General features: G+C 59.7%; 25 protein-coding genes. 13 read left to right on the top strand and 12 right to left on the bottom strand.

Annotation, left to right across the window (positions count from 1 at the left end):
- Positions 1 to 27 precede the first annotated feature (27 nt).
- The 3 genes from ACN0VH_RS17500 to ACN0VH_RS17490 all read right to left on the bottom strand — a co-directional run bounded on the left by ACN0VH_RS17500 (position 28) and on the right by ACN0VH_RS17490 (position 2,809).
- Entirely contained in the window at positions 28 to 405 is a 378-nt protein-coding gene (locus ACN0VH_RS17500) for an aspartate-semialdehyde dehydrogenase (RefSeq protein WP_417701578.1), read from the bottom strand.
- 127 nt (positions 406 to 532) lie between these two features.
- Entirely contained in the window at positions 533 to 1,555 is a 1,023-nt protein-coding gene (locus tag ACN0VH_RS17495) for an aspartate-semialdehyde dehydrogenase (protein WP_278924020.1), read from the bottom strand.
- A 78-nt stretch (positions 1,556 to 1,633) separates the two neighbouring features.
- A complete protein-coding gene (locus ACN0VH_RS17490; RefSeq protein ID WP_417701576.1) occupies positions 1,634 to 2,809 on the bottom strand; it encodes an MFS transporter in 1,176 nt (391 codons plus the stop codon).
- 193 nt (positions 2,810 to 3,002) lie between these two features.
- Here ACN0VH_RS17490 and ACN0VH_RS17485 point away from each other — a divergent pair, with 193 nt between their 5' ends.
- Positions 3,003 to 4,154, top strand: a complete 1,152-nt coding sequence (locus ACN0VH_RS17485) for a DUF3095 domain-containing protein (RefSeq protein WP_417701574.1) — start codon at positions 3,003 to 3,005, stop codon at positions 4,152 to 4,154.
- Positions 4,155 to 4,202: 48 nt separating this feature from the next.
- Here the strand turns inward: ACN0VH_RS17485 and ACN0VH_RS17480 are convergent, their stop codons facing one another.
- On the bottom strand, positions 4,203 to 4,853 hold the full coding sequence (locus ACN0VH_RS17480) for a carbonic anhydrase (protein WP_278924017.1): 651 nt from the start codon (positions 4,851 to 4,853) through the stop codon (positions 4,203 to 4,205).
- Between the two features lie 177 nt (positions 4,854 to 5,030).
- Between ACN0VH_RS17480 and ACN0VH_RS17475 the strand changes: the two genes are divergently transcribed.
- From ACN0VH_RS17475 to ACN0VH_RS17465, 3 genes are all read left to right on the top strand, one after another.
- Positions 5,031 to 5,390 (top strand): hypothetical protein, encoded by a 360-nt coding sequence (locus tag ACN0VH_RS17475; RefSeq protein ID WP_278924087.1) that lies wholly within the window; start codon positions 5,031 to 5,033, stop codon positions 5,388 to 5,390.
- Between the two features lie 199 nt (positions 5,391 to 5,589).
- On the top strand, positions 5,590 to 7,014 hold the full coding sequence (locus tag ACN0VH_RS17470; protein WP_278924016.1) for a leucyl aminopeptidase family protein: 1,425 nt from the start codon (positions 5,590 to 5,592) through the stop codon (positions 7,012 to 7,014).
- Between the two features lie 5 nt (positions 7,015 to 7,019).
- Positions 7,020 to 7,775, top strand: coding sequence for a C40 family peptidase (locus ACN0VH_RS17465; protein ID WP_417701572.1), 756 nt, complete (start codon positions 7,020 to 7,022; stop codon positions 7,773 to 7,775).
- Between the two features lie 38 nt (positions 7,776 to 7,813).
- Here the strand turns inward: ACN0VH_RS17465 and ACN0VH_RS17460 are convergent, their stop codons facing one another.
- The gene (locus ACN0VH_RS17460) at positions 7,814 to 8,158 is read right to left on the bottom strand and encodes a DUF2794 domain-containing protein (protein WP_278924014.1); all 345 of its coding nucleotides are present in this window, start codon (positions 8,156 to 8,158) and stop codon (positions 7,814 to 7,816) included.
- 224 nt (positions 8,159 to 8,382) lie between these two features.
- On the opposite strand from ACN0VH_RS17460, the gene ACN0VH_RS17455 reads away from it, so the two are divergent.
- Positions 8,383 to 8,898 carry a c-type cytochrome gene (locus ACN0VH_RS17455; protein WP_417701570.1) on the top strand — a complete coding sequence of 172 codons (516 nt, stop codon included), beginning with the start codon at positions 8,383 to 8,385 and terminating at the stop codon, positions 8,896 to 8,898.
- 96 nt (positions 8,899 to 8,994) lie between these two features.
- Here the strand turns inward: ACN0VH_RS17455 and ACN0VH_RS17450 are convergent, their stop codons facing one another.
- Positions 8,995 to 9,621 (bottom strand): TetR/AcrR family transcriptional regulator, encoded by a 627-nt coding sequence (locus ACN0VH_RS17450; RefSeq protein WP_278924012.1) that lies wholly within the window; start codon positions 9,619 to 9,621, stop codon positions 8,995 to 8,997.
- Positions 9,622 to 9,776: 155 nt separating this feature from the next.
- Here ACN0VH_RS17450 and ACN0VH_RS17445 point away from each other — a divergent pair, with 155 nt between their 5' ends.
- From ACN0VH_RS17445 to ACN0VH_RS17415, 7 genes are all read left to right on the top strand, one after another.
- Entirely contained in the window at positions 9,777 to 10,742 is a 966-nt protein-coding gene (locus tag ACN0VH_RS17445) for an AEC family transporter (RefSeq protein WP_278924011.1), read from the top strand.
- Positions 10,743 to 10,874: 132 nt separating this feature from the next.
- Positions 10,875 to 11,708 (top strand): S-formylglutathione hydrolase, encoded by an 834-nt coding sequence (gene fghA / locus ACN0VH_RS17440; RefSeq protein WP_278924010.1) that lies wholly within the window; start codon positions 10,875 to 10,877, stop codon positions 11,706 to 11,708.
- A 3-nt stretch (positions 11,709 to 11,711) separates the two neighbouring features.
- Entirely contained in the window at positions 11,712 to 13,250 is a 1,539-nt protein-coding gene (gene sthA, locus ACN0VH_RS17435; RefSeq protein ID WP_278924009.1) for a Si-specific NAD(P)(+) transhydrogenase, read from the top strand.
- Positions 13,247 to 13,705 carry a YaiI/YqxD family protein gene (locus ACN0VH_RS17430; protein ID WP_278924008.1) on the top strand — a complete coding sequence of 153 codons (459 nt, stop codon included), beginning with the start codon at positions 13,247 to 13,249 and terminating at the stop codon, positions 13,703 to 13,705. The genes sthA and ACN0VH_RS17430 overlap by 4 nt, the downstream gene beginning before the upstream one ends.
- Positions 13,706 to 13,983: 278 nt before the next feature.
- Positions 13,984 to 14,946 (top strand): DMT family transporter, encoded by a 963-nt coding sequence (locus ACN0VH_RS17425; RefSeq protein WP_278924007.1) that lies wholly within the window; start codon positions 13,984 to 13,986, stop codon positions 14,944 to 14,946.
- 13 nt (positions 14,947 to 14,959) lie between these two features.
- Positions 14,960 to 15,580, top strand: a complete 621-nt coding sequence (locus ACN0VH_RS17420) for an HAD family hydrolase (RefSeq protein WP_278924006.1) — start codon at positions 14,960 to 14,962, stop codon at positions 15,578 to 15,580.
- The gene (locus ACN0VH_RS17415; protein ID WP_417701565.1) at positions 15,577 to 16,494 is read left to right on the top strand and encodes an ornithine cyclodeaminase family protein; all 918 of its coding nucleotides are present in this window, start codon (positions 15,577 to 15,579) and stop codon (positions 16,492 to 16,494) included. The genes ACN0VH_RS17420 and ACN0VH_RS17415 overlap by 4 nt, the downstream gene beginning before the upstream one ends.
- A gap of 76 nt (positions 16,495 to 16,570) precedes the next feature.
- On the opposite strand, the gene ACN0VH_RS17410 is transcribed toward ACN0VH_RS17415, so the two are convergent.
- A complete protein-coding gene (locus ACN0VH_RS17410) occupies positions 16,571 to 17,812 on the bottom strand; it encodes an MFS transporter (RefSeq protein WP_278924004.1) in 1,242 nt (413 codons plus the stop codon).
- 288 nt (positions 17,813 to 18,100) lie between these two features.
- On the opposite strand from ACN0VH_RS17410, the gene zapE reads away from it, so the two are divergent.
- Positions 18,101 to 19,189 (top strand): cell division protein ZapE, encoded by a 1,089-nt coding sequence (gene zapE, locus ACN0VH_RS17405; RefSeq protein WP_278924003.1) that lies wholly within the window; start codon positions 18,101 to 18,103, stop codon positions 19,187 to 19,189.
- Positions 19,190 to 19,274: 85 nt separating this feature from the next.
- Here zapE and ACN0VH_RS17400 read toward each other — a convergent pair whose 3' ends face one another.
- From ACN0VH_RS17400 to ACN0VH_RS17380, 5 genes are all read right to left on the bottom strand, one after another.
- Positions 19,275 to 20,075 (bottom strand): crotonase/enoyl-CoA hydratase family protein, encoded by an 801-nt coding sequence (locus ACN0VH_RS17400; protein ID WP_278924002.1) that lies wholly within the window; start codon positions 20,073 to 20,075, stop codon positions 19,275 to 19,277.
- Complete coding sequence (locus tag ACN0VH_RS17395) at positions 20,072 to 20,947, bottom strand: hydroxymethylglutaryl-CoA lyase (RefSeq protein WP_278924001.1); 876 nt, start codon at positions 20,945 to 20,947, stop codon at positions 20,072 to 20,074. The genes ACN0VH_RS17400 and ACN0VH_RS17395 overlap by 4 nt, the downstream gene beginning before the upstream one ends.
- Positions 20,948 to 20,957: 10 nt before the next feature.
- Positions 20,958 to 22,952, bottom strand: coding sequence for an acetyl-CoA carboxylase biotin carboxylase subunit (locus ACN0VH_RS17390; RefSeq protein ID WP_278924000.1), 1,995 nt, complete (start codon positions 22,950 to 22,952; stop codon positions 20,958 to 20,960).
- Between the two features lie 2 nt (positions 22,953 to 22,954).
- Positions 22,955 to 24,562 (bottom strand): carboxyl transferase domain-containing protein, encoded by a 1,608-nt coding sequence (locus ACN0VH_RS17385; RefSeq protein ID WP_417701561.1) that lies wholly within the window; start codon positions 24,560 to 24,562, stop codon positions 22,955 to 22,957.
- Positions 24,563 to 24,638: 76 nt separating this feature from the next.
- Entirely contained in the window at positions 24,639 to 25,928 is a 1,290-nt protein-coding gene (locus tag ACN0VH_RS17380) for a TRAP transporter large permease (protein ID WP_278923998.1), read from the bottom strand.
- Positions 25,929 to 25,983: the final 55 nt, after the last annotated feature.

The raw sequence follows: 25,983 nt of genomic DNA, 5'->3' as shown, positions 1-25,983 counted from the left end.
TCGAGAGAGAGTAGGAGGGAATGTGGTTTAGTGCTGAAACGGCTGTGCAGCAGCCATCGGGCGTGTCGGGGCCTTGCGCACCGGGCGCACCCGCTTGAAGCGCTGCTCCAGATCTTTGTAGGGAAAGCCCAGAAACGCGCAGGTGCAGATCCCTACATGGCTCTGTGCATCAAAGAGATGCATATGTCCCTTGGTGCGTTTCATATAAAAACCCTTGGCCTGTAGCCCGCTGCGCAGTTCAGACCAGGTTGTGGCGTCTTGGAAGTGCGGCGTCAGCAGAATGCGCAGCTGGATTGCCATTTCGGTATCCATGCGATCCTGGTCACTGGCGCTGGACCACGCGGTCTGCTGCATGGCTGCATCACCGGTTGTATGGGTTTCGCGTTCAAAATCTTTCGAGTACATGGCTTACGTCCCCTTTTCATATCCCACCCTTAGGATATTAGGTTTTGTGGCCAGATTTGGGCACCCCTGCAAAAGAATGGGGGCCACCTCATGCGAAGCGGCCCCCTATCCGAAAGTACAAAAAGCTTTAGCCTTTTTTGAACACTTCACGGCCCAAAAGCTCGGCGATCTGTACCGCATTCAGCGCAGCACCCTTGCGCAGGTTGTCGCTGACACACCACAGATTCAAGCCGTTATCGATGGTGGAATCCTGACGTATGCGGCTGATAAACGTGGCAAAATCGCCAGCGCATTCAACCGGCGTCACATAGCCACCGTCTTCGCGCTTGTCGATCACCATGACGCCGGGTGCCTCGCGCAGGATGTCGCGGGCCTCGTCTTCATCAAGGAAATCTTCTGTTTCAATATTGATCGATTCCGAATGGCCGACAAAGACCGGGACTCGCACGCAGGTGGCTGTGACCTTGATGGATTTGTCGATAATCTTCTTGGTTTCGGCAACCATTTTCCACTCTTCCTTGGTGGAACCATCATCCAGGAAGACGTCAATGTGGGGAATCACATTGAAGGCGATCTGCTTGGGGTAAACCTTTGGCGGCACGTCCTTGGTCGGGTTGTAAATTGCCTTGGTCTGCTCCCAGAGCTCGTCGATCGCCTCTTTGCCAGAGCCGGATACCGACTGGTAGGTCGAGACCACGACGCGTTTGATCTTAGCCCGGTCATGCAGGGGCTTCAGCGCCACAACCATCTGCGCGGTTGAACAGTTTGGGTTGGCGATGATGTTCTTCTTGGCATAGCCATGGATCGCCTCGGGGTTTACCTCTGGCACGATCAGCGGCACATCCGCGTCATAGCGATACAGCGACGAGTTATCGATCACCACGCAGCCCGCCTTGGCGGCCTTGGGGGCGTAAATCTTTGTCGCGTCCGAGCCAACGGCAAACAGCGCCATGTCCCAGCCGGTGAAATCAAAGGTGTCGAGATCCTGCGTTTTCAACGTCTTCTCGCCGAACGTCACCTCGGTTCCCAGCGATTTACGGCTGGCCAGAACGGCAACCTCATCCGTAGGGAACTGGCGCTCAGCCAGGATGTTCAACATTTCGCGGCCCACATTGCCTGTGGCTCCAACGACGACGACGCGATAACCCATATCGTTTCTCCAGTATCACCCGGCCTTATGGCCGGCTGGGGTCTCTTATAGGCAAACGCCTTGCAAATAAAGGGCCGCTCACTCCATGCTGTCGCGGCTGAACAGATAAATTACGCATCCCAGCAACAGCGCGAGGGCAAAAAAGCCGAAAATCGCCAGATAGGGCGCTGCCGGGTCTGCCCCCATGGACAGATCGGCGTGTATCCGCCCCGAGACAAACTGCATGATTCCCACGCCGCCAATGCCAAAAAAGTTGAGAAGCGTAACCCCGCGCCCCACCAGATGCGGCGGCACGAAGGCGCGGCCATGGGCGATGATCACCGGGAAAGAACCGCCCAGAAACCCGACCAGCGCCAGCACCACAACGGGAATCCAGACCGCAGCCCCATCCACTGCAATCAGCGCCCCCAGTGCCAGAACCGCCAGCGCATTGCCGCCAAAAATCACCCATTTACGGCTGCCAAACATCCGATCCAACGGCCCATAGACAAAGGTGCCCGCCACCATGGCGATGCCCATGACCAGTGCCGCCAGCCCGATCTCTCCGGTATCCAGACCGTAGACATCGCTAAGGTAGGGGCCAATCCACAGCCCCCGCAGCGCCCCCGAGGGCGCGTAACAGACAAACATCAGCGGGAAGATCGCCCAGAGAACCGGCATTTTCAGCAGATCCAGCACCGAACCCTTGTGGTCGCCTTCAGGTGCGGCCGGATCCTGAACCGTCAGGAAAATACCTGCAGCTACCAGCCAGGAGGCCAGCGCCAGCCCCCAAAGCGTCGCCCGCCAGCCAAGGTGCTCTACCGCAAAGGCCGTCGGATAAGAAGCCACCAGGTTGCCGACCGATCCCATGCCCAGCATCAAGGCCGCCAAGGTGGCAAAGCGGGCCACTGGGTACTGGCGGGCAAAGATGTAATATGACGCCATCAACACGGGCGAGCAGCCAATCCCGATAAAGAACATCGCCATGCTGACATGAAAGGGGTTGCTTGCCAGCGCAAAGACCGCCGCACCGCCCGCGCCGCCCAGAAACAACAACCAAGAGGCCGTACGCCTGGGGCCAATCTTGTCCAGCGCCCAGCCCACCGGCAGCTGCATGGCGGCAAAGGACAGGAACCACATGCCCGAGGCATCCGCCAAATCAGCAGGCGTGGCGCCAATGTCCTGCCCCAGCACCGTGGTCAGAACACCAAGAAAGGCGCGAAAAAACTGGCTCAGCACATAGGCCAGGCACAACATGATCAATCCAGCCTGCATTTGCGGCGCTCCCTTTCTTGCGGTCAAAGCACTGCGCCCCATCACGGGATCTTGTAAGGGGGACAGAAAGAGGAGCTTGCATGTTTGGTGCACCGACACAATTGTTTATAGATCAAATGGTTCAGCCTATGTTGCTGACAAGCAGCCCGGCCTGACCTTCCGACAGGGGCCGCGATAAAGAGAGAGTGGCCCCATGACAAAACCCGACGGTTTTTATGACGCGCTCCCCCGGCAGCCACGCTTTGCCAATCTGGCCCAGCCCACCGCCTTTACGCCGCTGCCGGATGATTGGGTGATCTGTTGCAGCGATATCGTCGATTCCACCGGTCTTATTGCGGCCGGCCGGTACAAGACCGTCAATATGATTGCTGCCGCAGTGATTGCTGCCCTGCAAAATGCCGTTGAAGGGGCCGCGTTTCCCTTTGTCTTTGGCGGTGATGGCACCTCGTTTGCGGTCCCTGCCGCGCAGGCGGATACCTCCCGGCGCATCCTCGTGCGCCTGCGCAACTGGGTCCAGCAAGAGTTTGGCATCGCCTTGCGGGTGGCCGCCATTCCGCTGGCCAAGGTCCGTGCCCAGGGGCTGGATGTCACCGTCGCCCGCCACGCGGTGTCAGATCATGCGGATTACGCCATGTTTTCCGGCGGTGGCCTCGCCTGGGCCGAGGCCGAGATGAAACAGGGCCGCTTCATGCTGGCCGAAAGCGACGATCACACCCCGCCAGACCTGACAGGATTGTCCTGCCGCTGGAACACGATTCCAGCCCGCAACGGTTTGATACTGTCGCTGGTGATGCTACCCGGTCCACTGGCCAGCGCAGCGCGTTTTGCCGAGATAACCGCCGAGATCCTCGCCCTTACGGCCAAGCTGGCGCGTGGGGGGCATCCCGTCCCGGTGGAAGGCCCCGGCATGAACCTGCTGCCCCCCGATCTCATGCTTGAAACCAAGCTAACCCATGGCAGCCGGTCGCTCTGGAAAAGCCAGCTGGCGCTGTTGGGCTCGGCGCTGCTGGCAAGCCTGTTGTTTCGCCGCAACAAGCCCACCGGACAGTTCAACCCCACCCGCTACAAAGCAACGATGAGCGCCAATGCCGATTATCGCAAATTCGACGATGGGCTGAAGATGACCCTCGACTGCACCCCCGAGATCCGCGATCAGATCACCGCCATTCTGTACCGCGCGCAGGCCGCGCAAGAGGTGCGCTTTGGCCTGCATAGCCAACAGGAAGCCCGCCTGACCTGCATCGTGCCCTCGGCAAGCCGCGACGATCATGTGCATTTTGTCGATGGCAGCGCCGGTGGATATACCCGCGCTGCCAAAAATATGGGTAAAACTATAGGCAAATAAGCGCGATTCCTGCCCGCCCGGCAGGACCGGGGGGCAAGGCAGCAGAGATCAGACTTTTTTGAAGTGACCCGTCGCAGGGTCATAACATTCCAGCCCGCCTTCGCCGATGTCAGTCCATAGCCCATGCAGGCTAAGACCGCCGCCTTTGACCGCGTCGTCAACAAAAGGAAAGCTCATCAGGTTTTCCAGCGAGGCCACAACCGCCTGGCGTTCAAATTGCCGGGCCTGGTGGTCTTCATCTTCGATTTCCGCCACCAGCTCGAACTTGGGTTTGAGGATATCCATCCAGCGCCCGACAAAGCTCTCCTTGGCTTCCAACATCGGCGCATGGCCTTTGCACATGTCGATACAGCCCTGCACACCGCCACACTGCGAATGACCCAAGACAATAAGATGCGACACTTTCAACACAGTTACAGCATATTCCACCGTCGCACTGGTGCCGTGGTGATCGCCATCGGGCGCATAGGGCGGCACCAGATTGGCAATATTGCGGTGAATAAAGAACTCTCCCTGGTCGGCCCCGAAGATAGAGGTCACGTGAACCCGGCTATCACAACAGGAAATCACCATGGCGCGCGGCCGCTGGCCTTCCGTAGCCAGACGGCGATACCAGCCCTGGTTTTCCTTGTACGATGTGGCCTTCCAGCCATGATAACGCTTGACCAGATAACTGGGTAGAGGTTTGGCAAATTCCATAAGAAGCATCCCCTGGTATGAGTGTTAGCCGGGTTATTATCCTGCATTGTTAGCAAATTCGAGCGATTTGAACAGGCGGGCGGAAACCTTTTGACAACCACTCAGCGTCAAATTGGCTGCGTGCCGTGGGGGTACATTAAATTTAGGGTGAATGTGGTGGCTAATATACTCACTGTCATGCAGGCAGAAAACGTAAAGCTGGATCCAGACAAACTTGGTACGCTTTATGCACAATTGGGCGAAGCAGGAGCGGAAGACGTCGTCTGCCGCGCCATCGAGGAACTCGCAGTGCGCCTGACGCATTGCGAACGCCTGTGGCGGCAAGACGACATGGTTGATCTGCGCAAAAATGCACGGTCCCTGATTGCAATCGCAGATCAGATCGGCATGAGCGCAATGGCGTCGATTGCGCGCGATGTCACACTTGCGATTGATAGCAAAGATCCACCAGCGGTGGCGGCGATTCTGTTCCGCCTGCTGCGAGTCGGAGAACGCTCTTTGACCGCTGTCTGGGATCAGCAGGACCTCTCGGTCTAGATAGCTCTGCACAACTGTGCAGCAGCCAAGCCGCCACGGTGACCAGATCGGTTCCGGGCGGCTTTGACTTGTTGCGCTGCCTGGCCGCAGCTCTGGGGCGCCAGTTGGGAAATCTATTTCGACAAACAACTGCCAGGGCTTGCAGGCAGCTGGGGGACAGATACTCTGATGGCTCTTGACGCCCAACCGGAGTATCCCCATGGCCCCTCGCTTTGCCCCAGCCACTGCAACTGACGTTCCGCTTTATTTGATTGCGCAGGACCAGCTGCAAGACTGGCTGGCGGATCAGCCAGAGACGATGCAAACATGGGTCACGCAAAATGGCTTTACCGGCGCATATGGCCAGGCGCTCTTGGTGCCCGGCCTGCTGGCACGGGGACCAGAGGGCGCAGATCCCGCTGCGACTGTGGCGCTAGCGGGCTACGGCACAGAGATACTGCGCGCCCGCAAGCGATTCACCCTGGCCGCCGCTGCGGAAAAACTACCCGCTGGCAGCTATCAGCTGATCCATAGTAGCGGGAAAACTGCGCTTCTGTCGCCGGATCAGCTGGCCGCTGAATGCCTTGGCTGGTTGCTGGCCCAGTATCGTTTCACCCGCTACAAAAAAGCCGCCGCAATGGGGGCCAAGCTGGTCGCGCCCGAAGGTCTGGATGCCCGCGCCGTCGAAAACCTGGCAGCGGCAGAGTTCCTGACCCGCGACCTGATCAACACCCCTGCCGCCGACATGGGGCCTGCCCAACTGGAACAGGCCGTTGAGGCCCTGGCCGCCGAATTTGACGCCTCGGTCGGGGTGATCGTGGGCGATGACCTGCTAGAGGCCAATCTGCCGCTGATCCACAGCGTCGGGCGCGCCGCCGAACAGGCTCCACGCCTGATTGACCTGCGCTGGGGCAGCAGCGGCCCAAGCCTGACGCTGGTGGGCAAGGGGGTCTGCTTTGATACTGGCGGGCTGAACCTCAAACCCGGCGCCAGCATGGGGCTGATGAAAAAAGACATGGGCGGCGCGGCCAATGTGTTGGGGCTGGCTCGGATGATCATGTCTGCCGGGATAGAACTGCAACTGCGGGTCCTGATTCCCGCAGTCGAGAATTCCGTTGCGGGCAACGCCTTTCGCCCCGGAGATGTGCTGACCTCGCGCAGTGGGCTGACCGTTGAAATCAACAATACCGACGCCGAGGGCCGCCTGGTGCTGGCCGACGCATTGACTCTGGCCGAGGAAGGCGCCCCCGATCTGATCATATCCATGGCGACGCTGACCGGCGCGGCGCGGGTTGCCGTGGGGCCGGATCTGGCACCGTTTTACACCGATCAAGACGATGATGCCGGGGCCCTGGCCGCCGCTGCGGTGCCGCAGGCGGATCCGGTCTGGCGGATGCCCTTTCATACCCCCTACGAGAGCATGATCGAACCCGCCATTGCCGATCTCGACAATGCGCCCGCGGGTGGATTCGCCGGCTCAATCACCGCCGCCCTATTCCTGCGCCGCTTTGCCGCTGACAGCCGCTATATGCATTTTGACATCTACGGCTGGATGCCCAGCGCCGCCCCCGGTTGCCCCAAGGGCGGTATTGGCCAGGGCGGGCGGGCGCTGTTTGCCGCCCTGCCCGCCCTGCTGGAGCTGTAATCGCAATGACCGCCAACACCGCCCGTATTGCCCTGCCGGTTGTCGATCTCCTGCGGGCCCCCGCAGGCCCGCGAGAGCGCCAGTTATTGTACGGCGAGACTGTCACGGTTTTGCAGCAAGACACCAACTGGGCCCAGGTGCGCGCGGCCAAAGATGGCTACACTGGTTTTCTGCCATGCTCGGCCCTGGCCCCCGCGCAACAGGCCAGCCACTGGATCAGCACCCCGGCCAGCCACGTCTATTCCCAGGCCGATTTCAAATCCCGTGACACGGCGATACTGAGTTTTGCCAGCCAGCTTCGGGTTTCGGGGTTCACAGGACGGTTTGCCATCACCGATCAGGGCTTTGTGCCAAAGGTGCATCTGACGCCGCTTGGCCAGTATCTGGACGATCCGGTAGCGGTGGCCAAGAGCTTCCTTGGCACCCCCTATCTATGGGGCGGTAACAGCCGCTTCGGCATTGACTGTTCGGGGCTGGTGCAAATTGCCTGCCTGGCCTGTGCCATCCCCTGCCCTGGCGACAGCACCCCACAAGAGCATGCTCTCGGCCACATCTTGCCGGAGGGGAGCGCCTATCAGCGCGGCGATCTGTTGTTCTGGAAGGGGCATGTGGCCTGGGTTCATGACCCCGACACGCTGCTGCATGCCAATGTGCATGCCATGGCCGTGGCGATGGAACCGCTCCAGGTGGCGATCCAGCGCATTGCCGACCAGGGCGACGGCCCCGTCACCGCACATAAACGACTGACCCCCGCAGCGTAAACTCTGGTCCAAGACTTACTGCCGGGGGGGGGCAGAGCCTATTTGACGGCGCGGATCAGCTTGCGTTCCAGCACCCGCAGCACTGATTTCAAATCGCTGCCGCGTTTCAAGATCTGGCCGTCCATGCCCACCACAGCATATTGCCCCTGCCGATTGCGCAGCTTGGGCTGTTTCTCAATCCGGTACAGCGGATGTTCGGCGGTGCGGCGAAAGATCGAAAAAACGGCCAGGTCGCGCAGGCAGGAAATGCCGTAGTCGCGCCATTCTCCGGCAGCAACCATACGGCCATAGAGCGACAGGATCACCGACATCTCGCGCCGATCAAAGGCCACCTGTTGCGGTATCACAGCCCCCTGAGAGGGCGGAGTTTTCTCTATGCTCATACCCAAGATTCACCGCAACAGCTGCATAAATCAAGATCTTTCGCACCTGGCTTGATCCCTCCAGCACCAAACCGCGCGTTTTTTGCTGCGGTTTGCCCTTTGGGCTACAATATTTAACGCGGAAATAACCCGGCTGTCGGAAACTATGCCAGCAGGCCCGCGCCGACCACCTACTCTGGTCAGAACCCCGTCTTTGGCCGCGCACCCAATAGGGAGAGACCACAATGACTGCTCCTTCACCGCGCCCGTTAGGCGCAAGCAGGCTGGCGCTCCGGCCATTAGCAGGTCTCGTCTCTGGTCTGGCGCTTTGCCTGCTCATGCTTGGGGCCGATCTGAACGCAGGCAGCGCGATCATCACCGACAAGCATGTCCGCGATCGCCTGACCCTGATGCAGGGCCAGAAAGCCGCCCTGACCACCCTGGGCGATATGGTCGCCGGGCGCCGCATCTTTAACGCCACCCAAGCCAGAGCAGCCCGACGATCCCTGATCGGCAGTACCCGCAAGATCACCAAACGGTTCAAGAAACAGCGGATGGAGCCGAATTCGCACGCACGCCCCGAGATCTGGAGCCGCTGGCAGGATTTCACGCAGCGCGCCGAGACCGCCCAGATAGCGGCAAAAGAACTGAACGCCGGTTCATTGAACGGGCTGCGCCGCAGTATTCCGGCAATGATGCAGGCCTGCCATAGCTGCCACCAATCCTATCGTCGGACCCCAAATCAGGCGGTGACACACTAAAGCGTTTCGCGTTGAACCCAAATCACCCAACACGGCCTGAAATAAAAAATTTCAACCTGTTAGCTGATGAATGATGTCGCAAGCCACAGACGTCAATCAGGTGTTGCGCGCCCCATAGCGGGCCAGAAAGGTATCAACGGCCCCCTCGATCACCCGGCTGCGCTCTGCCTCGGAAAAGCTGCTGTCGATCTTGAACAGCAACCGTGGCACCAGATCGGCGCGGCACAGCTCGGCGAATTGATCCGCTGCCAGGTCAAAATCCTCAATCTCCAGCTCACCTTTGGCAGTGGCGCTGCACAGGTAATCGCGGATTTTCCCCCGTACGAGCATCGGACCACTTTCGTAGAACTGGCGCCCCAGATCGGGAAAGCGGTCGGCTTCGGCCACGCAGATGCGAAACATCCCGAGGCCAAAATCTGACAGGCTAACCGACAGGATATGCCGCGCAGCGAGGCACAGAATTTCGCGCGCAGGGCGGCTGCAGGTTGCCAGATCCATTGGCGCATCCGCCTGGCGGGCGCACTCACTGCGCGCCACCTCCATGAACAGCAATCGCTTGTCGGGAAAATAGTTGTACAGCGTCGCCTTGGACACCCCCGCCACGCGGGCGATATCGTCGACGCTGGCGCCTTCAAATCCATCGGCCAGAAACACCTCACGCGCGCCGCGCAGCACCTGATCAAATTTGCGTCCCGTTCGCAGGATACTGGCGTGTTCGTTCATGGCTGACCTCAAGGCGCTGGCAGGAATGCCCCCATTCTAGACGACAGCGGTGCGGGTCAACAACTCTTCTATAGCAAGACCCCACAAAGCAAGCTGACGCCATATGACGCGCTTTCCGCTTTGCCTTTGCAACCAGATCCGCTACCACTTCGAAAATGGTCGATATTTTCTTTAGAACACTCCCCTTCTTTGCAATAATTGGCCTGGGTTACTGGGCTGGACGCACGCGATTTTTTAGTGAAGAAGCCACCGCCTATCTGACCAAATTCGTCTTTTTCTTCCCCCTGTCGGCGATGATTTTCCGCTTTTCCGCCAATCTCTCCTTCGGCGAGATTTTTGACCTGGATCTGGTACTGGCCTATTTGGCGGGCACCATGGCGGTCTATTTGATTGTCACCCTTGTCGCGATGCTGCGGCGACTGGATATGCCAACCACCGCCGTCGAAGCGCAATGCGCCGCGATTGGCAATGTCGGCTTTCTGGGGTTGCCGATGATGTCGATGCTGTTCGGAGAGGCCTCGGTCGGGCCGATGATGGTGGTTCTCAGTATTGATCTTGTCGTGTTTTCCTCGCTGATCGTGATTTTGATCAACATCGGTCAACGCAAGGCGCAAAGCGCGAGCCAGATGGACGGTTCGGCCAGCGGTCTTGGGCTGGCAACGGTGAAACTGGTCCTGCTAGGGCTGCTGCGCAATCCGATGATCCTGGCGATCTGTGCCGGGCTGGCATGGTCTGCCGCTGAAATCCCGATTCCAGCGCCGATGAATGATTTTCTGTCGATCCTTGGCGGTGCGGCCACCCCCGGAGCACTGTTTGCGATAGGCGCTTCGCTGGCGTCGAAATCGGCGGAACGGATGCAGATTGCTGGCTGGATCAGCTTTGCCAAGCTGGTGCTGCACCCTCTTTGTGTTGCGATCTGCATGCTTTACCTCTTTCCGGTTGCCAGCTTTGCCGCCACGGTTGCCATTGCCGCGGCCTCCCTGCCGGTGGCAGGCAATGTCTATATGCTGGCCCAGCACTATGGGGTTGCGCCGCATCGGGCCTCGGCGGCGATCTTGATTTCAACCATTGCCTCTATTGTGACCGTTCCCATGGTCATTGCCTGGGTTTCGCTGCCCTAGCGCAGTTTTGCGGTCAGACTTCAAGGTTTTGTAACGCAAATGGCGCAAAAACAGGCGCAGCCGCCGCGGCTGCACTGGACCCGCGCGCCTGCGACAGGTAGCGATAAGTCAACCAAAACACAGGAGCCCGCCATGGAAACCCTTTCGCAAAACAAGGCCTTTGGGGGCCAGCAGGGCGTCTATCGCCACAATAGCAGCGTTACCAACTGCGATATGACATTTGGCCTGTTTCTGCCCGAAGAGGCCCGCGATGGACCGGTGCCGATCTTGTGGTATCTTTCCGGGCTGACCTGCACCCATGAAAACGCCATGACCAAAGCCGGGGCGCAGGCCTGGTGCGCCGAACAGGGCATCGCCATCGTCTTTCCCGACACCAGCCCGCGTGGCGAAGGCGTCGCCGATGACGAGGCCTATGATCTGGGCCAGGGCGCGGGCTTCTATGTCAATGCCACCCAGGCCCCCTGGGCCGCGCATTACCAGATGTGGGACTATATCGCCGAAGAGCTGCCCGCCGTTCTGGCGGAAAACTTCGCCATTGATCTGAACCGCCAGGCCATTACCGGCCATTCCATGGGCGGCCATGGCGCGCTGACCCTGGCGATGGGCCTGCCGGGGCGCTTCCGCTCGGTTTCCGCCTTTGCGCCGATCTGCAACCCAACCGGGGCCGATTGGGGACGCAAGCAGCTTGGCGCCTATCTGGGCAGCGATGAAACCACCTGGGCCAAACATGACGCCACGCTGATGATGCGCGACACCGGCTTTGACGGGCCGGTACTGGTGGATACCGGCACCAATGATCAATTCATCGACCTGCTGCGCCCCGAAGCCCTGGCAGCCGCGCTGGCCGAACAGCGGCAAGAGGCCACCCTGCGCCTGCAACCTGGCTATGACCACAGCTATTTCTTTGTTTCCAGCTTCATGGAAGACCATGTCACCTTCCACGCCGAAGCCCTGTATCGGGATTGACCTATGACAGATATGCCCAAGACTGAATTCGACTACGACCTGGTGATCATCGGCTCTGGACCTGCGGGGCGCACTGCAGCCATTCAGGCCGGCAAACTGAAACGCCGGGTGTTGGTGGTGGATCGCAAAGATCGGCTGGGCGGTGTCTCGGTGCATACCGGTACCATCCCCTCCAAAACTCTGCGCGAAACCGTACTGAATCTGTCGGGCTGGCGTGAGCGCAGCTTCTACGGGCGCTCCTACCGGGTGAAGGACGAAATCCAGGCCGACGACCTGAAGGCGCGGCTGCATATGACCCTCGACCACGAAGTCGATGTGCTGGAGCACCAGTTCAACCGCAACCACATCGAAACCCTTTACGGGATGGCCAAGTTTATCGCCCCGCATGAAATCGAAGTGGCAACAGAAGCAGGCGACAGCACCCGCGTTACCGCGCGTAAATTCCTGATTGCCACCGGCAGCCGCACCTATCGCCCCGACACCGTCCCCTTTAACGGCACCACGGTGGTGGATGGCGACGAATTCCTCGAAATGGGGCAGATCCCACGCTCGCTGGTGGTGGTGGGCGCCGGGGTGATCGGTGTTGAATATGCCACCATGTTTTCGGCGCTGGATGTGCGCGTCACCCTGATCGAACCGCGCGATACATTTCTCGATTTCATCGACAGCACCCTGATCCAGGACTTTACCCACCAGATCCGCGAAAACGGCGTGGATCTGCGGCTTGGCTCTGCCATCGAACACATCGAAGACGCGGGCGGCCACGTCGAGGTCACACTGGAAAACGGCCGCCATGTCCGCGGCGAAATGCTGCTGTTTGCTGCGGGGCGCATGGGCAACACCGACCGGCTGAACCTTGCCGCTGTCGGGCTTGAAACCGACCACCGCGGCCGACTTGAGGTGGACCGCAAAAGCTATCAGACAGCGGTGCCGCATATCTATGCCAGCGGTGATGTGATTGGCCACCCCTCGCTGGCCTCGACTTCGCTGCAGCAGGGCCGCGTTGCCGCCTGCCATGCGATGGAGGTGCCGACGGTGCCCGAAAGCCCCTGGTACCCCTATGGCATCTATTCGGTACCGGAAATGTCCACCTGCGGCATGTCCGAGGAAGAGCTGAATGAACGCGGCGTCCCCTATGAGGTGGGCATCGCGCGGTTCCGCGAAACCTCACGCGGGCATATCATGGGGCTGGAACATGGCATGCTGAAGATGCTGATCAGCCTGAAAACCCGCCGCCTGCTCGGGGTGCAGATCGTTGGCGAAGGCGCAACCGAGCTGATCCATATCGGCCAGGCGGTGATGAACCTGAAAGGCACGGTGGACTATTTTGTCCAGAACACCTTCAACTATCCCACCCTGGCCGAGGCCTATAAGATCGCCGGTCTGGATGCCTTTAACCGGATGCCCATCCCCAAAGAATTCAAGGTGCGGCGTCCCATAGAAACCCCCGCCAAAACGTCAGAAAAATCACCGGCCAAGACCACCGCCAAGACCAAGGAGAAATCCCATGGTGTCGAGGGCGGCACGCAGGCCAACACGTGAGCGCGCTTTATATCGACGCGGACGCCTGCCCGGTCAAAGAAGAAGCCGAGCGGGTCGCCAGCCGCCACAAGATCAAGATGTATGTGGTCTCCAATGGCGGCCTGCGCCCCTCGCGCAATCCGCTGGTGGAAAATATCATCGTCTCTGACGGGCCGGATGTGGCCGACATGTGGATCGCCGAACGCTGCGGCGCGGGCGATGTGGTGGTCACCGGGGATATTCCGCTGGCCGCCAAATGCATCGAGGCTGGCGCCCAGGTCCTGCGCCACAATGGCGAACGCTTTACCCCGGCCAATATCGGCCAACAACTGGCGATGCGCGACCTGATGGCAGACCTGCGCGCCGCCAACCCACTTGGCGCCGGCGGCTCTGGCAAGGGGTTCACCAAGGCGGATCGCTCGCGTTTTCTTGATGCGCTGGAACGCGAAATCCGCGCTGCCAAAGCCGCCGGATAACCTGCTGCCCCGCCTTCCCCTACCCTGGCAGATCGCGGGTCAAGGAGGGCCGCAAGGCCCCAGCGTCAGCGGCTTGTCCTTGAGGCGGGATCGGCCAGACATAGGCTCGATATGGCGCGTTTGAGGGCAGTTCTGCCCCTCAAACCGCTTCTCAGCAAATCCACCGTTTTGCCGCCCCGTTCCCTGTCGCCGCTTTTGCCCTCTTTTCCGCCACCGCCCCATTGCCCCGGCGCAGGTTTTGCGCGATGCATCAAGGCAGGGCACAACAGGAGGCAGAGATGAACGACAGCCTGAAGGTCAGCATCCTGGGGCTCTTGGCCGCGGCGGGCTCTGCGATTTGTTTTTCCATCATTGACGTGCTGGTCAAGTTTCTCTCGGGGGAATATCCGCTTTATCAAGTGGTTCTGCTGCGATCCGTGGTGGCAATGCCGATCCTACTCTTGATCATCGTGCCGCTAGAGGGCGGTTATCACGTCTTGCGCAGCCGCCAGCCCCGATTGCATCTGATGCGCTGCACTGCAGTAATTTTTGCCAATCTCTGTTTTTATACTGGCCTGGCCACCATGCCGATGGCCGACGCTGTGGCGATTGCATTTGCCACCCCGCTGATTGTCACCGTCTTGTCCGTTGTCCTGCTGGGCGAACGCCCCGGCCCCTGGCGCTGGGGCGCGGTTGCCGTAGGCTTTGTCGGCGTTCTGGTGATCATGCGGCCTGGTCCCGACAGTTTTCAGGCGGCAGCGCTGTTGCCACTCTTCGGCGCCTGCGGCTATGCCACACTGCACGTGCTGACCCGGCGCGCAGGCGGCGCGGATACTGCGGCGGCGCTGACCTTTTATCCTTCGCTGGCCTTTCTGCTGATCAGCGGTCTTGTTGGCTTTGCCACCGGCGATGGCCGTTTTGCAAGCGGCGACAATGCGGCAGTGGATTTTATCCTGCGGGCCTGGATCTGGCCTGCGCCGGGCGATTGGTGGGCCTTTGTCTGTCTCGGGCTGACCGCATCAATCGGCGGTTATCTAATCAGTTTTGCCTATCGCCAGTGCGAGGCCGGTCTGGTCGCGCCCTTTGAATACATCACCATGCCAATGGCGGTGATCTGGGGGATTTTGGTGTTTCAAGAATGGCCCGATCTGCCGGTCTGGATCGGAAGCGCCTTGATCATTGGAGCCGGTCTTGTTTCTGTATGGCGCGAGACCCGCAACAACCGCCCTGTCACCCGCCCGCGCCCACGCGCCGCCGGGTAGGAAAGCAACCGATATGACCATAGATGCCGTCGTTTTTGATATTGGCAAAGTGCTGATCGAATGGGACCCAGAGCGGTTCTATGATGCCCGCCTCGGGCCAGAGACCCGGCAACGCCTGTTTGCCGAAGTCCCCCTGCATGAGATGAATTTGGGGCTGGATCGCGGCGACCCCTTTCGCGAGTCAGTCTATGCCCTGGCAGCCCAACACCCTGAATGGCGAGAGGAAATCCGCCATTGGCACGACAGCTGGCTGGACTTTGCCCCGCGCGAAATCGCCCGGTCGGTGCGCCTGATGCGCGCCCTGCGTGCCAGCGGCGTTCCGGTTCTGGCCCTCAGCAACTTTGGCATTGGCACCTTTGATCTGGCGCGACAGGCCTACCCGTTTCTGAATGAATTCGATCAATCCTATATCTCGGGCCATCTGGGCTGCATCAAGCCGGACCATGAAATCTATCAACATCTGGAACAGGGGGCCGGAGTGCTGCCCGAGCGCCTGCTTTTTGCCGATGACCGGCCCGAAAACATCGAGGCCGCCGCAGCGCGCGGCTGGCAGACCCATCTTTTCACCTCTCCCGACGGCTGGGCCACGCGTCTGGTCTCGGCAGGATTACTCAGCCAAGAGGACGCCCAATGAGCATTCCCTTCATCACCTTTGACGCCGGCGAAGCCTTGCTGGACTGGGTCGAATTCACCCAGGCCCTGGCCCGTGGCCACGACCTGCCCAAGGCCGAGATCGGCGATACCTTTCTCTACCGCGGCCCTGACACATTGCTCAGCCGCTCGGCCTGGATTGATGGCATGGGGTTGGCGGTGAAAACCGCAAATATTTTCCCGCGCAACCCAGATACGGGCAAGCCGATGATCAATGGTTCGGTCTGTCTCTACTCTGACCTGGACGGCACGCTAGAGGCGCTGGTGGATTTCCATCTGGTGACCAAGTGGAAGACCGCAGGCGACAGCCTGCTGGGGGCATTGCGTCTGGCCAACCCCGACAGCCGCGAGGTGCTAATCGTTGGTGCCGGCACCGTGGCAGGATCCTTGATCGAAGCCTTTGGCGCCGCCTATCCGCAGGCGCAGATCCGGCTCTGCAACCGGACAGAAGCCAAGGCACAAGAGCTGGCCGCGCGCTACCCCGGCACCCAGGTAGAAAGCGATCTGGAACAGGCCGTGAAGGCAGCTGACATCATCGTGACCTCGACCATGTCTTCCTCTCCTGTGATCAAGGGCGACTGGCTGCGCCCCGGCCAGCACCTGAACATGATCGGTGCCTATCGCCCCGACATGCGCGAAGCGGATGACACTGCCCTGACACGGGCGCAGATCTATTGCGACAGCTTTGACACCACGCTGGATCACATCGGTGAATTCAAGATCCCACTCGCCGAAGGTATCATTCAGCGCAGCGACGTACTGGCGGATTTCTACGCCATTGACCAGTTTCCGGCCTTTGACCCCGCCGCGATCACCCTGTTCAAAAATGGTGGAGGCGCGCATCTGGACCTGATGACCAGCCACCATATCTTGCAGAAATGGAAAGCCCAGGGCTGAGCACAGGCGGCCAGATCAGGTCGCCGTAGCGCCTGCCTGCTCAACCGTTTGAGTTGCCGTTTCAATTGTCAGTGCTTCAGACCGCCAGCCCCTTGGGCGCGGTCTCTCGCACTGGCAGGTGCACCACTGCGCTAAAGGCGCCCACGGCAACGCCGATCCACCATACAAAGGTGTAATCGCCATAGACGTCATACATCCGCCCGCCCAGCCAGACGCCAAGGAAGCCGCCCAGCTGATGGCTGAAAAAGACGATCCCATACAGCGTTCCCATATAGCGCAGCCCATAGAGATGGGCGATCAACCCCGAGGTAAGCGGCACGGTCGCCAGCCAAAGCGACCCCATCACGATGGAAAAGACAATCACGCTAAGCGGGGTAATGGGCAGCAGGATGAAGGTGGCGGCGACAACCGTCCGTGCCGTATAGATCCCCGCCAACAGGTATTTCTTGCTGTAGCGGTTGCCCAGCCAGCCGGCAAACAGCGTCCCCCCGACATTGGCCGCCCCGATCAGGGCAATCGACACCGCCCCCAGCGCCGAGGTGGTGGTGATCCCGATACTATGCAGCGCGCCGCCCGGCAGGATCGGCCCGCACATCTCGGTTACAAAGGCCGGGAAATGCGCGGTGATAAAGGCCAGTTGATAGCCACAAGAGAAAAAACCCAGAAAGATCAGCGTAAAAGAGGGATCCTTGAATGCCTGTTTCAGGACCGTCCCCATGCTGGCCTCTAGCTGCGCCTTGCTGGCAACCTGTGGCGCGCGCATCAAGGGCAGCGTCAGGATCAGTGCCAGAACCGCGCCGGCAAAGACCAGAAACACCGATTGCCAGCTCATCAGAGACAGCAAAAACTCTGCCGTTGGGGCACCGACGATCTGCCCCGCCGATCCGGCTGCGGTGACAATCGCCAGTGACATCGACCGGTTTGCGTCCGAGCTCGCCCGGCCGACAACCGCCAGCACCACACCAAAGCCGGTGCCCGCAATGCCAAAGCCCACCAGCCATTCATAGGTCTGCATCTCAAAGGGGGTTGTGGCGCCGGCGCTCAGCACCAGACCGGCGGCATAGATGATAGCGCCCAGGATGATGGCCCGGCGATCCCCCATCTTTTCCGCCAACGCCCCAAACAGCGGCTGTCCAATGCCCCAGGCCAGGTTCTGAATGGCAATCGCCAGGGAAAATTCCGCCCTGAGCCAGCCAAATTCCTCGGCGATGGGGATCTGAAACACCCCAAATGACGCCCGCACCGCAAAGCTGGCCATTATGATAACGCAACCGACAATCAAAACCGGCGTAAACAGGGGCGCAGCGCTGCGGGACATGGATATTTCTCCTGATCAGAGGCGCGACAGTATGGGAATTGCCACCTGCGTCAAATCAAGAATTCTGTCCCTATAGTTAAGGAAAATTGATGTATAAGACTTGATGCCGGCGCCATCTGGTACACTCCATCCATTCGGGCGGCGCCACCAATGAAGAAACAGCCCAAATCTTTGGGTTGCAAGGCGCGTCAAGCCGAGAACAGCGCTGGGGTGTTTCATCTGTTGCGCCAACACAGCTTTGCGCTGCTCTGACTTTCCATCTGTGACGCCGCGCGCTATGGCTCTGGCATGACTGATCTCAGCACGCTTTACGCCCAAAAGATTGCCTCTGGCGATCTGCGCCCCGACCCCGCCCAGGAAGCCGTCCTGCCGCAGTTTGACCGCATATCGGCCGGGCTGCAGGCCGAACCGGTGAAACGCGGGTTGTTTCGTCGTGCCAGCCCAGCGCCGGCCCCCAAGGGGCTGTATCTTTGGGGCGGGGTTGGCCGGGGGAAATCCATGCTGATGGATCTCTTTGTCGACAGCCTGGGTGATATTCCGTCGCGGCGGGTACATTTCCATGCCTTCATGCAGGAAATTCACAGCAAGATGCACGCCGCCCGTCAGGATGGCGTGCAGGATACGCTGGCCCCGGTGGCGCAAGAGGTGGCTGCATCCGTGCGTCTGCTCGCCTTTGACGAGATGCAGATCTCTGACATCACCGATGCGATGATCGTTGGCCGCCTGTTCGAGGCGCTGTTTGCCGCTGATGTCTGTGTGGTGACCACCTCTAACCGATTGCCGGATGAGCTGTATAAAGACGGGCTGAACCGGCAGCTGTTTCTCCCCTTTATCGACCTCATCAAAGACAAGATGCAGGTCTGGGAAATGGTCAGCCCGGTGGATTACCGGCAGGATCGCCTGACCGGCAGCGCGGTCTATTTCACCCCTGCCGATGCCGCTGCCCGCACCAGCCTGCAAGCGATCTGGCAGGATCTGTCCGGCGGTGAAGCCGCGCCGCTGCACCTAGAGGTCAAAGGCCGCGATGTTGTGCTGCCGGCCTTTCGCAACGGGATTGCACGGGCAACGTTTTTTGATCTCTGCGGCGCCATGCTGGGGCCGGGCGATTATCTGGCCATCGCGGAAAAGGTCAAAGTACTGGTGCTGGAGAACATTCCCCGGCTCAGCCGCAGCAATTTCAACGAAGCCAAACGCTTTGTCACCCTGATTGATGCGCTTTACGAAGCCCGCGTACGGCTGATCTGTTCCGCTGCGGCAGAGCCGGAGTTTCTGTATATTGAAGGCGATGGCGCCTTCGAGTTCGAGCGCACGGCAAGCCGGTTGCGGGAGATGCAGGATCAGAACTGGGGCCAGGACGATCCCCAGGCAGATCAGTGAAACTGGTCTTTGGCGGCGTTCACATCCCGTAAAACGCCGCCACCATTTTGACCCGTCTTCTGTATTTTATGCTGTTTGAATGCGCTTATCTTCCGTTCGACTGACGCCATGAAGGCGTTTCTTTTGCAAAAAAGGCAGCGATACCTTCCTGGGTTTCCTCGGTCTCCCAGCAATCTGCAAGCGCATTGGCAGAATAGTCCGCCGCACTGGCAGGATCATCAATGCCCGCCAGCCTGCGGGACAGTTCCTTGGCCCGCGCGACAGCCCCTGGCGCGCAGGTCAAAATCGCCCTGATTTCGTCTTCGACTGCTGCATCCAGATGCTTGGCACTGCAGGAACGCGCAACCATGCCCGCCCGCATCAGAAAAGCGGTGTCGAACGGCTTGCCCGTGAAAAACACCTGCCGCGCAAAAGCTTCGCCCATGCGCCCGACAACAAACGGACCGATGGTCGCGGGGATCAGGCCCAACCGCGTTTCTGTCAAAGCAAACCGAGCAACGTCTTCAGCGACCACCACGTCACAGACCGCAACCAAGCCAATGCCACCGCCATAGGCAGCACCATGAACGCGACCAATCAGCGGCTTGGGCAGGACGTTCCAAAGACCCAGCATCGTGGCCAGGGCACCGGCCTCTTTCATCTTTCCTGCGCGATCTTTTTCCGCCTGAGCACGCATCCAGCCTAAATCACCGCCCGCGCAAAAACTGGCCCCCTCTGCGCGCAGGACCACCGCGCGTACAGTGGAATCTGCGGACAGGCTACGCGCGGCATCACTCAGTTCTGCAATCATCTGCGCATTCATTGCGTTGTGTTTGTCGGGGCGATTCAGCGTGACCTCGGCGATGCCGCGCGCGTCTGTCGTCACTCGAATTGTTTCAAAGCTCATGGTGCTACCTTTCCGTGGCCGCCCGTCGCAAGAGAGGCAACCAAGGCCTCTGCCTCCGCCAGCAGGGTGATGTCAATTCCGGTATGAAAACCGCGCTCTTCCAGAAAAGAGACAAGAGAGGTTGTCGACAGATTGCCCTTGGCTCCGGGTGCATAGGGGCATCCGCCCAAACCACCCACCGCGCTATCAAAGGTACGAAGCCCCATGTCGAGCGCGACGGAAACATTGTCGAGCGCGCGCCCGGCCGTGTCATGGAAATGACCGGCAAGCGCTTGGGCTGGTACATAATCGACAACGGCCTCTAGCATACGCAGCGTGGCATCGGGTCTGGCCCGTCCAATGGTGTCGCCCAGTGAAATTTCGTAACATCCCATTTCCCGCATCGCAAAAGCGGTGTCGCGCACGGCCACCGGATCAACCATGCCAGAGTAGGGACATTCCACCACACATGACACGTAGCCACGCAGCCGAATGCCTGCCTCTTGCGCTGCGACGGCCACGGGGGCGAAACGCTCTAAACTTTCTGCAATGGAACAATTGATGTTTTTCTGGCTGAAGGCTTCCGACGCGGAGCCAAATATCGCAACCTCATCCACACCCGCCGCTTTGGCTGCCTCGAAGCCTCTTTGGTTGGGGGTCAGAACGGCATAGTCGGTGCCGTCTGAGCGGGTAATTTGCGCCATGACCTCGGCGGCGTCGGCCAGCTGCGGCACCCATTTGGGCGACACAAAGCTGGTGGCTTCAATCTTTTCGAACCCCGCCCGCGACAGCAGGTCAATCAAAGCGATCTTGCTGGCGGTCGGAATGAAACCCGTTTCATTCTGCAAGCCATCACGGGGCCCCACTTCGTATACGCGGACATGTTCGGTCATTTTCGGCCCCTCATTCCGCGGCCAGTTCTTCGAAGTTGACCAGAACCGAGCCACCCTCAACCGGATCACCAACCGCACAAAGCACGGCTGCTACGGTGCCTGCACGTGGGGCCAACAGCGACGTTTCCATCTTCATCGCTTCCATCACCCCCAGCTTTGTGCCCTCTTCCACATGATCGCCGACGGCAACGCCCAACGCGACAATCGTCCCGGTCATGGGGGCGACGACAACATCGCTAAGATCTGCCGTCATTGCGAGACCAGACCGTGGGTCCGGCAATTCCAGATCGCGCACAACGCCGTCGCTCAGTACCGAGATCAGTAGCTCTGCGTTGCGTACGGCCGTTTGCACCTGCGCCGTGATCTTTGTGTTCACATCGCCGATACGGGCCGTCATCACCGCCCCATCAATTGTCAGCCGTGACAGTTTCAACGGGGCGCTATCCTCGCCCGCAAATGACAAAGAGCCATCGCCACCCAGGGTAATACGACGCTCGATCACTTCACCTTCATAGACAAAGCGCAGCGCGTGTTGTGCCTCTCCCCAAAGCCGGAAACCGAAATCACGCGCCTTGGGGTCCAGCTTCAGCGCCGCGATGGCCGCAAAGGCAATATGTGCTTCGCTCAACGGCGCGCTTGCTGTCAGCGCTGTCAGGTCGCGCTCGATCACACCAGTGTCGAAGCTGCCGTTAACGAACCCGTCATGCTGCGCCAGGGCCGACAGGAATTCGGCATTGGTGGCAGTGCCCGCAACATGCGTTTCGCCCAGGGCGCGCAGTAACCCGTCCAGCGCATCGGCGCGCGTGGCGGCGTGGGTGATGACTTTGGCAATCATCGGATCATAGAAAGGGCTGATGCTGTCGCCACTGCGCACGCCTGAATCGTTGCGGGCATGATCGCTGAACGCCAGATGTTCCAACTTGCCGGTGGCAGGCAGGAACCCCTTTGACGGATCTTCTGCATAGAGCCGCGCCTCAAAGGCGTGACCGTTGATCTGCAACGCGTCCTGGGCCAGTGGCAGTGGCGCACCAGCAGCGACATGCAACTGCCATTCAACCAAATCCACGCCAGTGATCGCCTCGGTGACGGGGTGTTCCACCTGTAGGCGGGTGTTCATTTCCATGAACCAAAAGCCATCTTCTCGCAGCGGACCGGACCCGTCGACGATGAATTCAATGGTACCTGCGCCGCTATAGCCGATCGCCTTTGCGGCCGTCACCGCCGCCTGCGTCATGGTTTCGCGTACCTCTGGCGTCATGCCGGGGGCCGGTGCTTCCTCGATGACTTTCTGATGGCGGCGCTGCAGCGAACAGTCGCGTTCGAATAAATGCACGGCATCGCCGTGGTTATCCCCGAACACCTGAACCTCGATATGGCGCGGCGAGGTGATGAACTTTTCGATCAGCACATGCGGGTCACCAAACGAGGCCTGCCCTTCGCGCTGTGCCGAGGCCAGGGCCTCGGCAAAATCGGCCGGGTTATCCACCTTGCGCATGCCTTTGCCACCGCCGCCGGCGCGCGCCTTGATCAAGACAGGATAGCCGATTTTTTCGGCCTCGGCGGCTAGGAAGCCTGCATCCTGATTTACCCCCTGGTATCCAGGCACCACTGGCACACCAGCCTTGGTCATCAAATCCTTGGCTGCGTCTTTCAGGCCCATCGCGCGGATCGCAGCGGCAGAGGGTCCGACAAAGATCAAGCCAGCGGCATCGACGGCATCAACGAAATCGGGGTTTTCTGACAGAAACCCGTAACCGGGGTGGATCGCCTGCGCCCCGGTCGCCAGGGCAGCCTCAATAATACGGCTGCCCAGCAGATAGCTTTCGGAAACGGGCGATGGCCCGATGTGAACGGCCTCGTCAGCCATGGCAACATGCATGGCGGTCGCATCTGCATCAGAATAGACCGCAACTGTTGCGACCCCCATTCGACGGGCGGTACGGATGATGCGACAGGCGATTTCGCCACGGTTCGCGATCAGTATTTTAGAGAAGGGCTTTTTCATCATCACATCCTGAACAGGCCAAATTTGGTATCTTCGACAGGCGCATTCAGTGCGGCCCGAAGCGAGAGCGAGACAACTTCGCGGGTGTTTCGTGGATCAATGATCCCATCATCCCACAGCCGTGCCGAAGCATAGAGCGGCTGCGACTGGCGCTCGAACATGTCGATTGTCGGTTGCTTGAATGCGGCTTCTTCTTCCGCCGACCATGTGCCGCCCTTGGCCTCGATTGCGGCGCGGCGTACGTCCGCCAGAACGCCCGAAGCCTGCGCGCCCCCCATCACGGAAATCCGTGCATTCGGCCAGCTCCAGACAAAGCGTGGCCCGAATGCCCGTCCGCACATGCCGTAGTTGCCAGCCCCGTAAGACCCGCCAATGATCACGGTGACCTTGGGAACCGAAGCCGTCGACACCGCCGTCACCAGTTTGGCACCGTCTTTTGCAATGCCGCCCGCTTCGTATTTCGAGCCGACCATGAAACCGGTGATGTTCTGCAAGAACAGCAGCGGGATTTTCCGCTGACAGCACAGTTCGATAAAATGTGCGCCCTTGGTCGAACTTTCTGAGAACAGAACACCATTGTTGGCGATGATGCCAACCGGCACCCCATCAATATGCGCGAAGCCAGTGACCAAAGTTGTGCCATAGCGCGGTTTGAATTCAGCGAAATCCGACCCGTCGACCAGACGGGCAATGATCTCGCGCACATCATAGGGCGTCTTGTCATTGGCGGGGACCACCCCCATCACATCCTCGGGCGGGTACAGCGGTGCCTTGGGGGCCTTGAAATCGACTGTCGGGCGGGCAACCGGCCCCAGGTGGCTGATGATTTCGCGCGCCAGGGCCAGCGCATGGCGATCATCATCGGCAAGATAATCCGCCACACCAGACAGCCGCGTGTGGGTATCGCCACCGCCCAGGGTTTCGGCATCAATTATTTCTCCCGTGGCCACCTTGACCAACGGTGGACCGGCCAGAAAAATCGTACCCTGTTCACGCACGATAATGGTTTGATCGCTCATCGCGGGCACATAGGCGCCGCCAGCGGTACAGGAGCCCATCACCACAGAGATCTGCGCTATGCCCTTTGCGCTCATCCGGGACTGATTGAAAAAGATCCGGCCAAAGTGGTCACGATCTGGGAAGACCTCGTCCTGATTGTTCAGGTTCGCCCCGCCGGAATCGACAAGGTAGATACAGGGGAGATGATTTTCCTCGGCGATTTCCTGTGCGCGCAGGTGCTTCTTCACCGTCATCGGAAAGTATGTTCCGCCTTTGACCGTCGCGTCATTGCACAGGATCATGCAGTCGCGCCCTTCGACGCGACCGATCCCCGCGATTGCCCCCGCCGAGGGCACTTCGTCATTATAGAGACCCGAGGCCGCGAACAGGCCCACCTCAAGAAACGGTGACCCAGGATCCAGCAACCCGGCAATTCTATCACGCGGCAACAGCTTGCCCCGCCCAACATGGCGCGACCGCGAAGATTCTGAACCGCCGGTGACAATACGCGCCGCTTCAGTTGCAATCTTTGCGTATTGCTCCTCCATGGCTGCTGCATTTTCTAGAAACTCTGCAGAGGATGGCACCTGACTGCTTTGCAATATCGTCATTTCGCTTCTTTCTTCTCGTTTTCGCAGGTCGGATTGGCGCCCTGCGATGATAAAATCGGAACGTCAGGGTTGAGCGTCAGTTGCTCATGAGTTCGGGCAGGAACAACGTGATCGACGGGAAGGCCAACAGCAGGATCAGCACGACAATTTCCATCCCGAGGAAGGGCAAAACCCCCTTGAAGATCGTTTTCAGCGGTACTTTTGTCTGTGCCGAGGCCACATAGGCATTCAGCCCCAACGGCGGTGTCAAAAGGCCAATTTCGACCGTCTTGGTCACCACAATGCCGAACCAGACCGGATTGCAATCCAGCGCCATTGCCGTCGGAAAGGCCAGCGGCATGGCCAGGGACAAAATGGCAAGCTGGTCCATGAACATACCCATGATCAGCAGGGCCAGAATGATGATGCCAATGATGACTTCACGTGGCATGTCGGTGGTTGCCACAAATTCAAGCAGGCTGTGCGTGATGCGGGTAAAGGCAAGGTAGTTGGAGAAAATCGCCGAACAGGCGATGATTGTGACAATCATCACTGTCGCGCGGATTGCGCTGCTGACGGACCGGTTGAATTGCACAAAGCTCAATGTGCGTTGCGCCAGCACGATCACAAGCGATCCCATCACCCCGAGGGCTGCTGCCTCCGACGGCGATGCAATGCCGCCGTAAATTGCGCCAATGACAGCAAACATCAGCAACACCATCGGCAGAACGTGTCGGCTTTGCTTGACGGCTTTACCTAAGACAAAGGGTTCGCCTTTAGGGGCCTGATCTGTGGTATGCGCGATGATTTTGATCACCACGCCCAGGCCACATGCGGTCAGCAGGCCCGGAATGATCCCGGCGATGAACAGTTTGCCGATCGAGGTTTCGGTCAGCACGCCATAGACCACCAGCACGATCGAGGGCGGAACAACCACCGCCAAGGTGCCACCAACACTTACAACAGCAGCGGCAAGCCGGTCGGAATAGTTATGGCGACGCATCTCTGGAAAGGCCGAGGCAGACATCGCAGCCGTCGAGGCAGTGGAGCTGCCAACCAGCGCTGCAAGTAGCACAGAGGCGCCAACCGTCGCGATGGCCAAACCACCCTTGAAATGGCCGACCCAAGATTGGCAGGCAATGATCGCGCGGCGCGTGACGTCCCCTGCGGTCAGAAGTTCCGCCATCAGGATAAACAACGGGATCGCAACCAAGATGAACGAGGCAGACGAGTCAAAGAACGTCCGTTCCAACACCGCCAGTGCAGGGCGAACCCCAAGCTGAGCCGCGAGGCCAAGTGTGCCGGCAATGCCCATGGCAAAGGCGATCGGCACCCGTGCTGCCATAAGAACGGCCAGAAGAATAAGGATGACAATAAAGGTAAGCATCTAGGTAACCTGCGCTCCGTAAGTGGCAGGCGGTCGCCGAAACGACCGCCCGGTT

It is taken from the genome of Pseudophaeobacter sp. (assembly GCF_048267565.1).
Lineage (GTDB): Bacteria > Pseudomonadota > Alphaproteobacteria > Rhodobacterales > Rhodobacteraceae > Pseudophaeobacter > Pseudophaeobacter profundi.
This window is presented reverse-complemented; position numbering and strand designations above follow the sequence as displayed.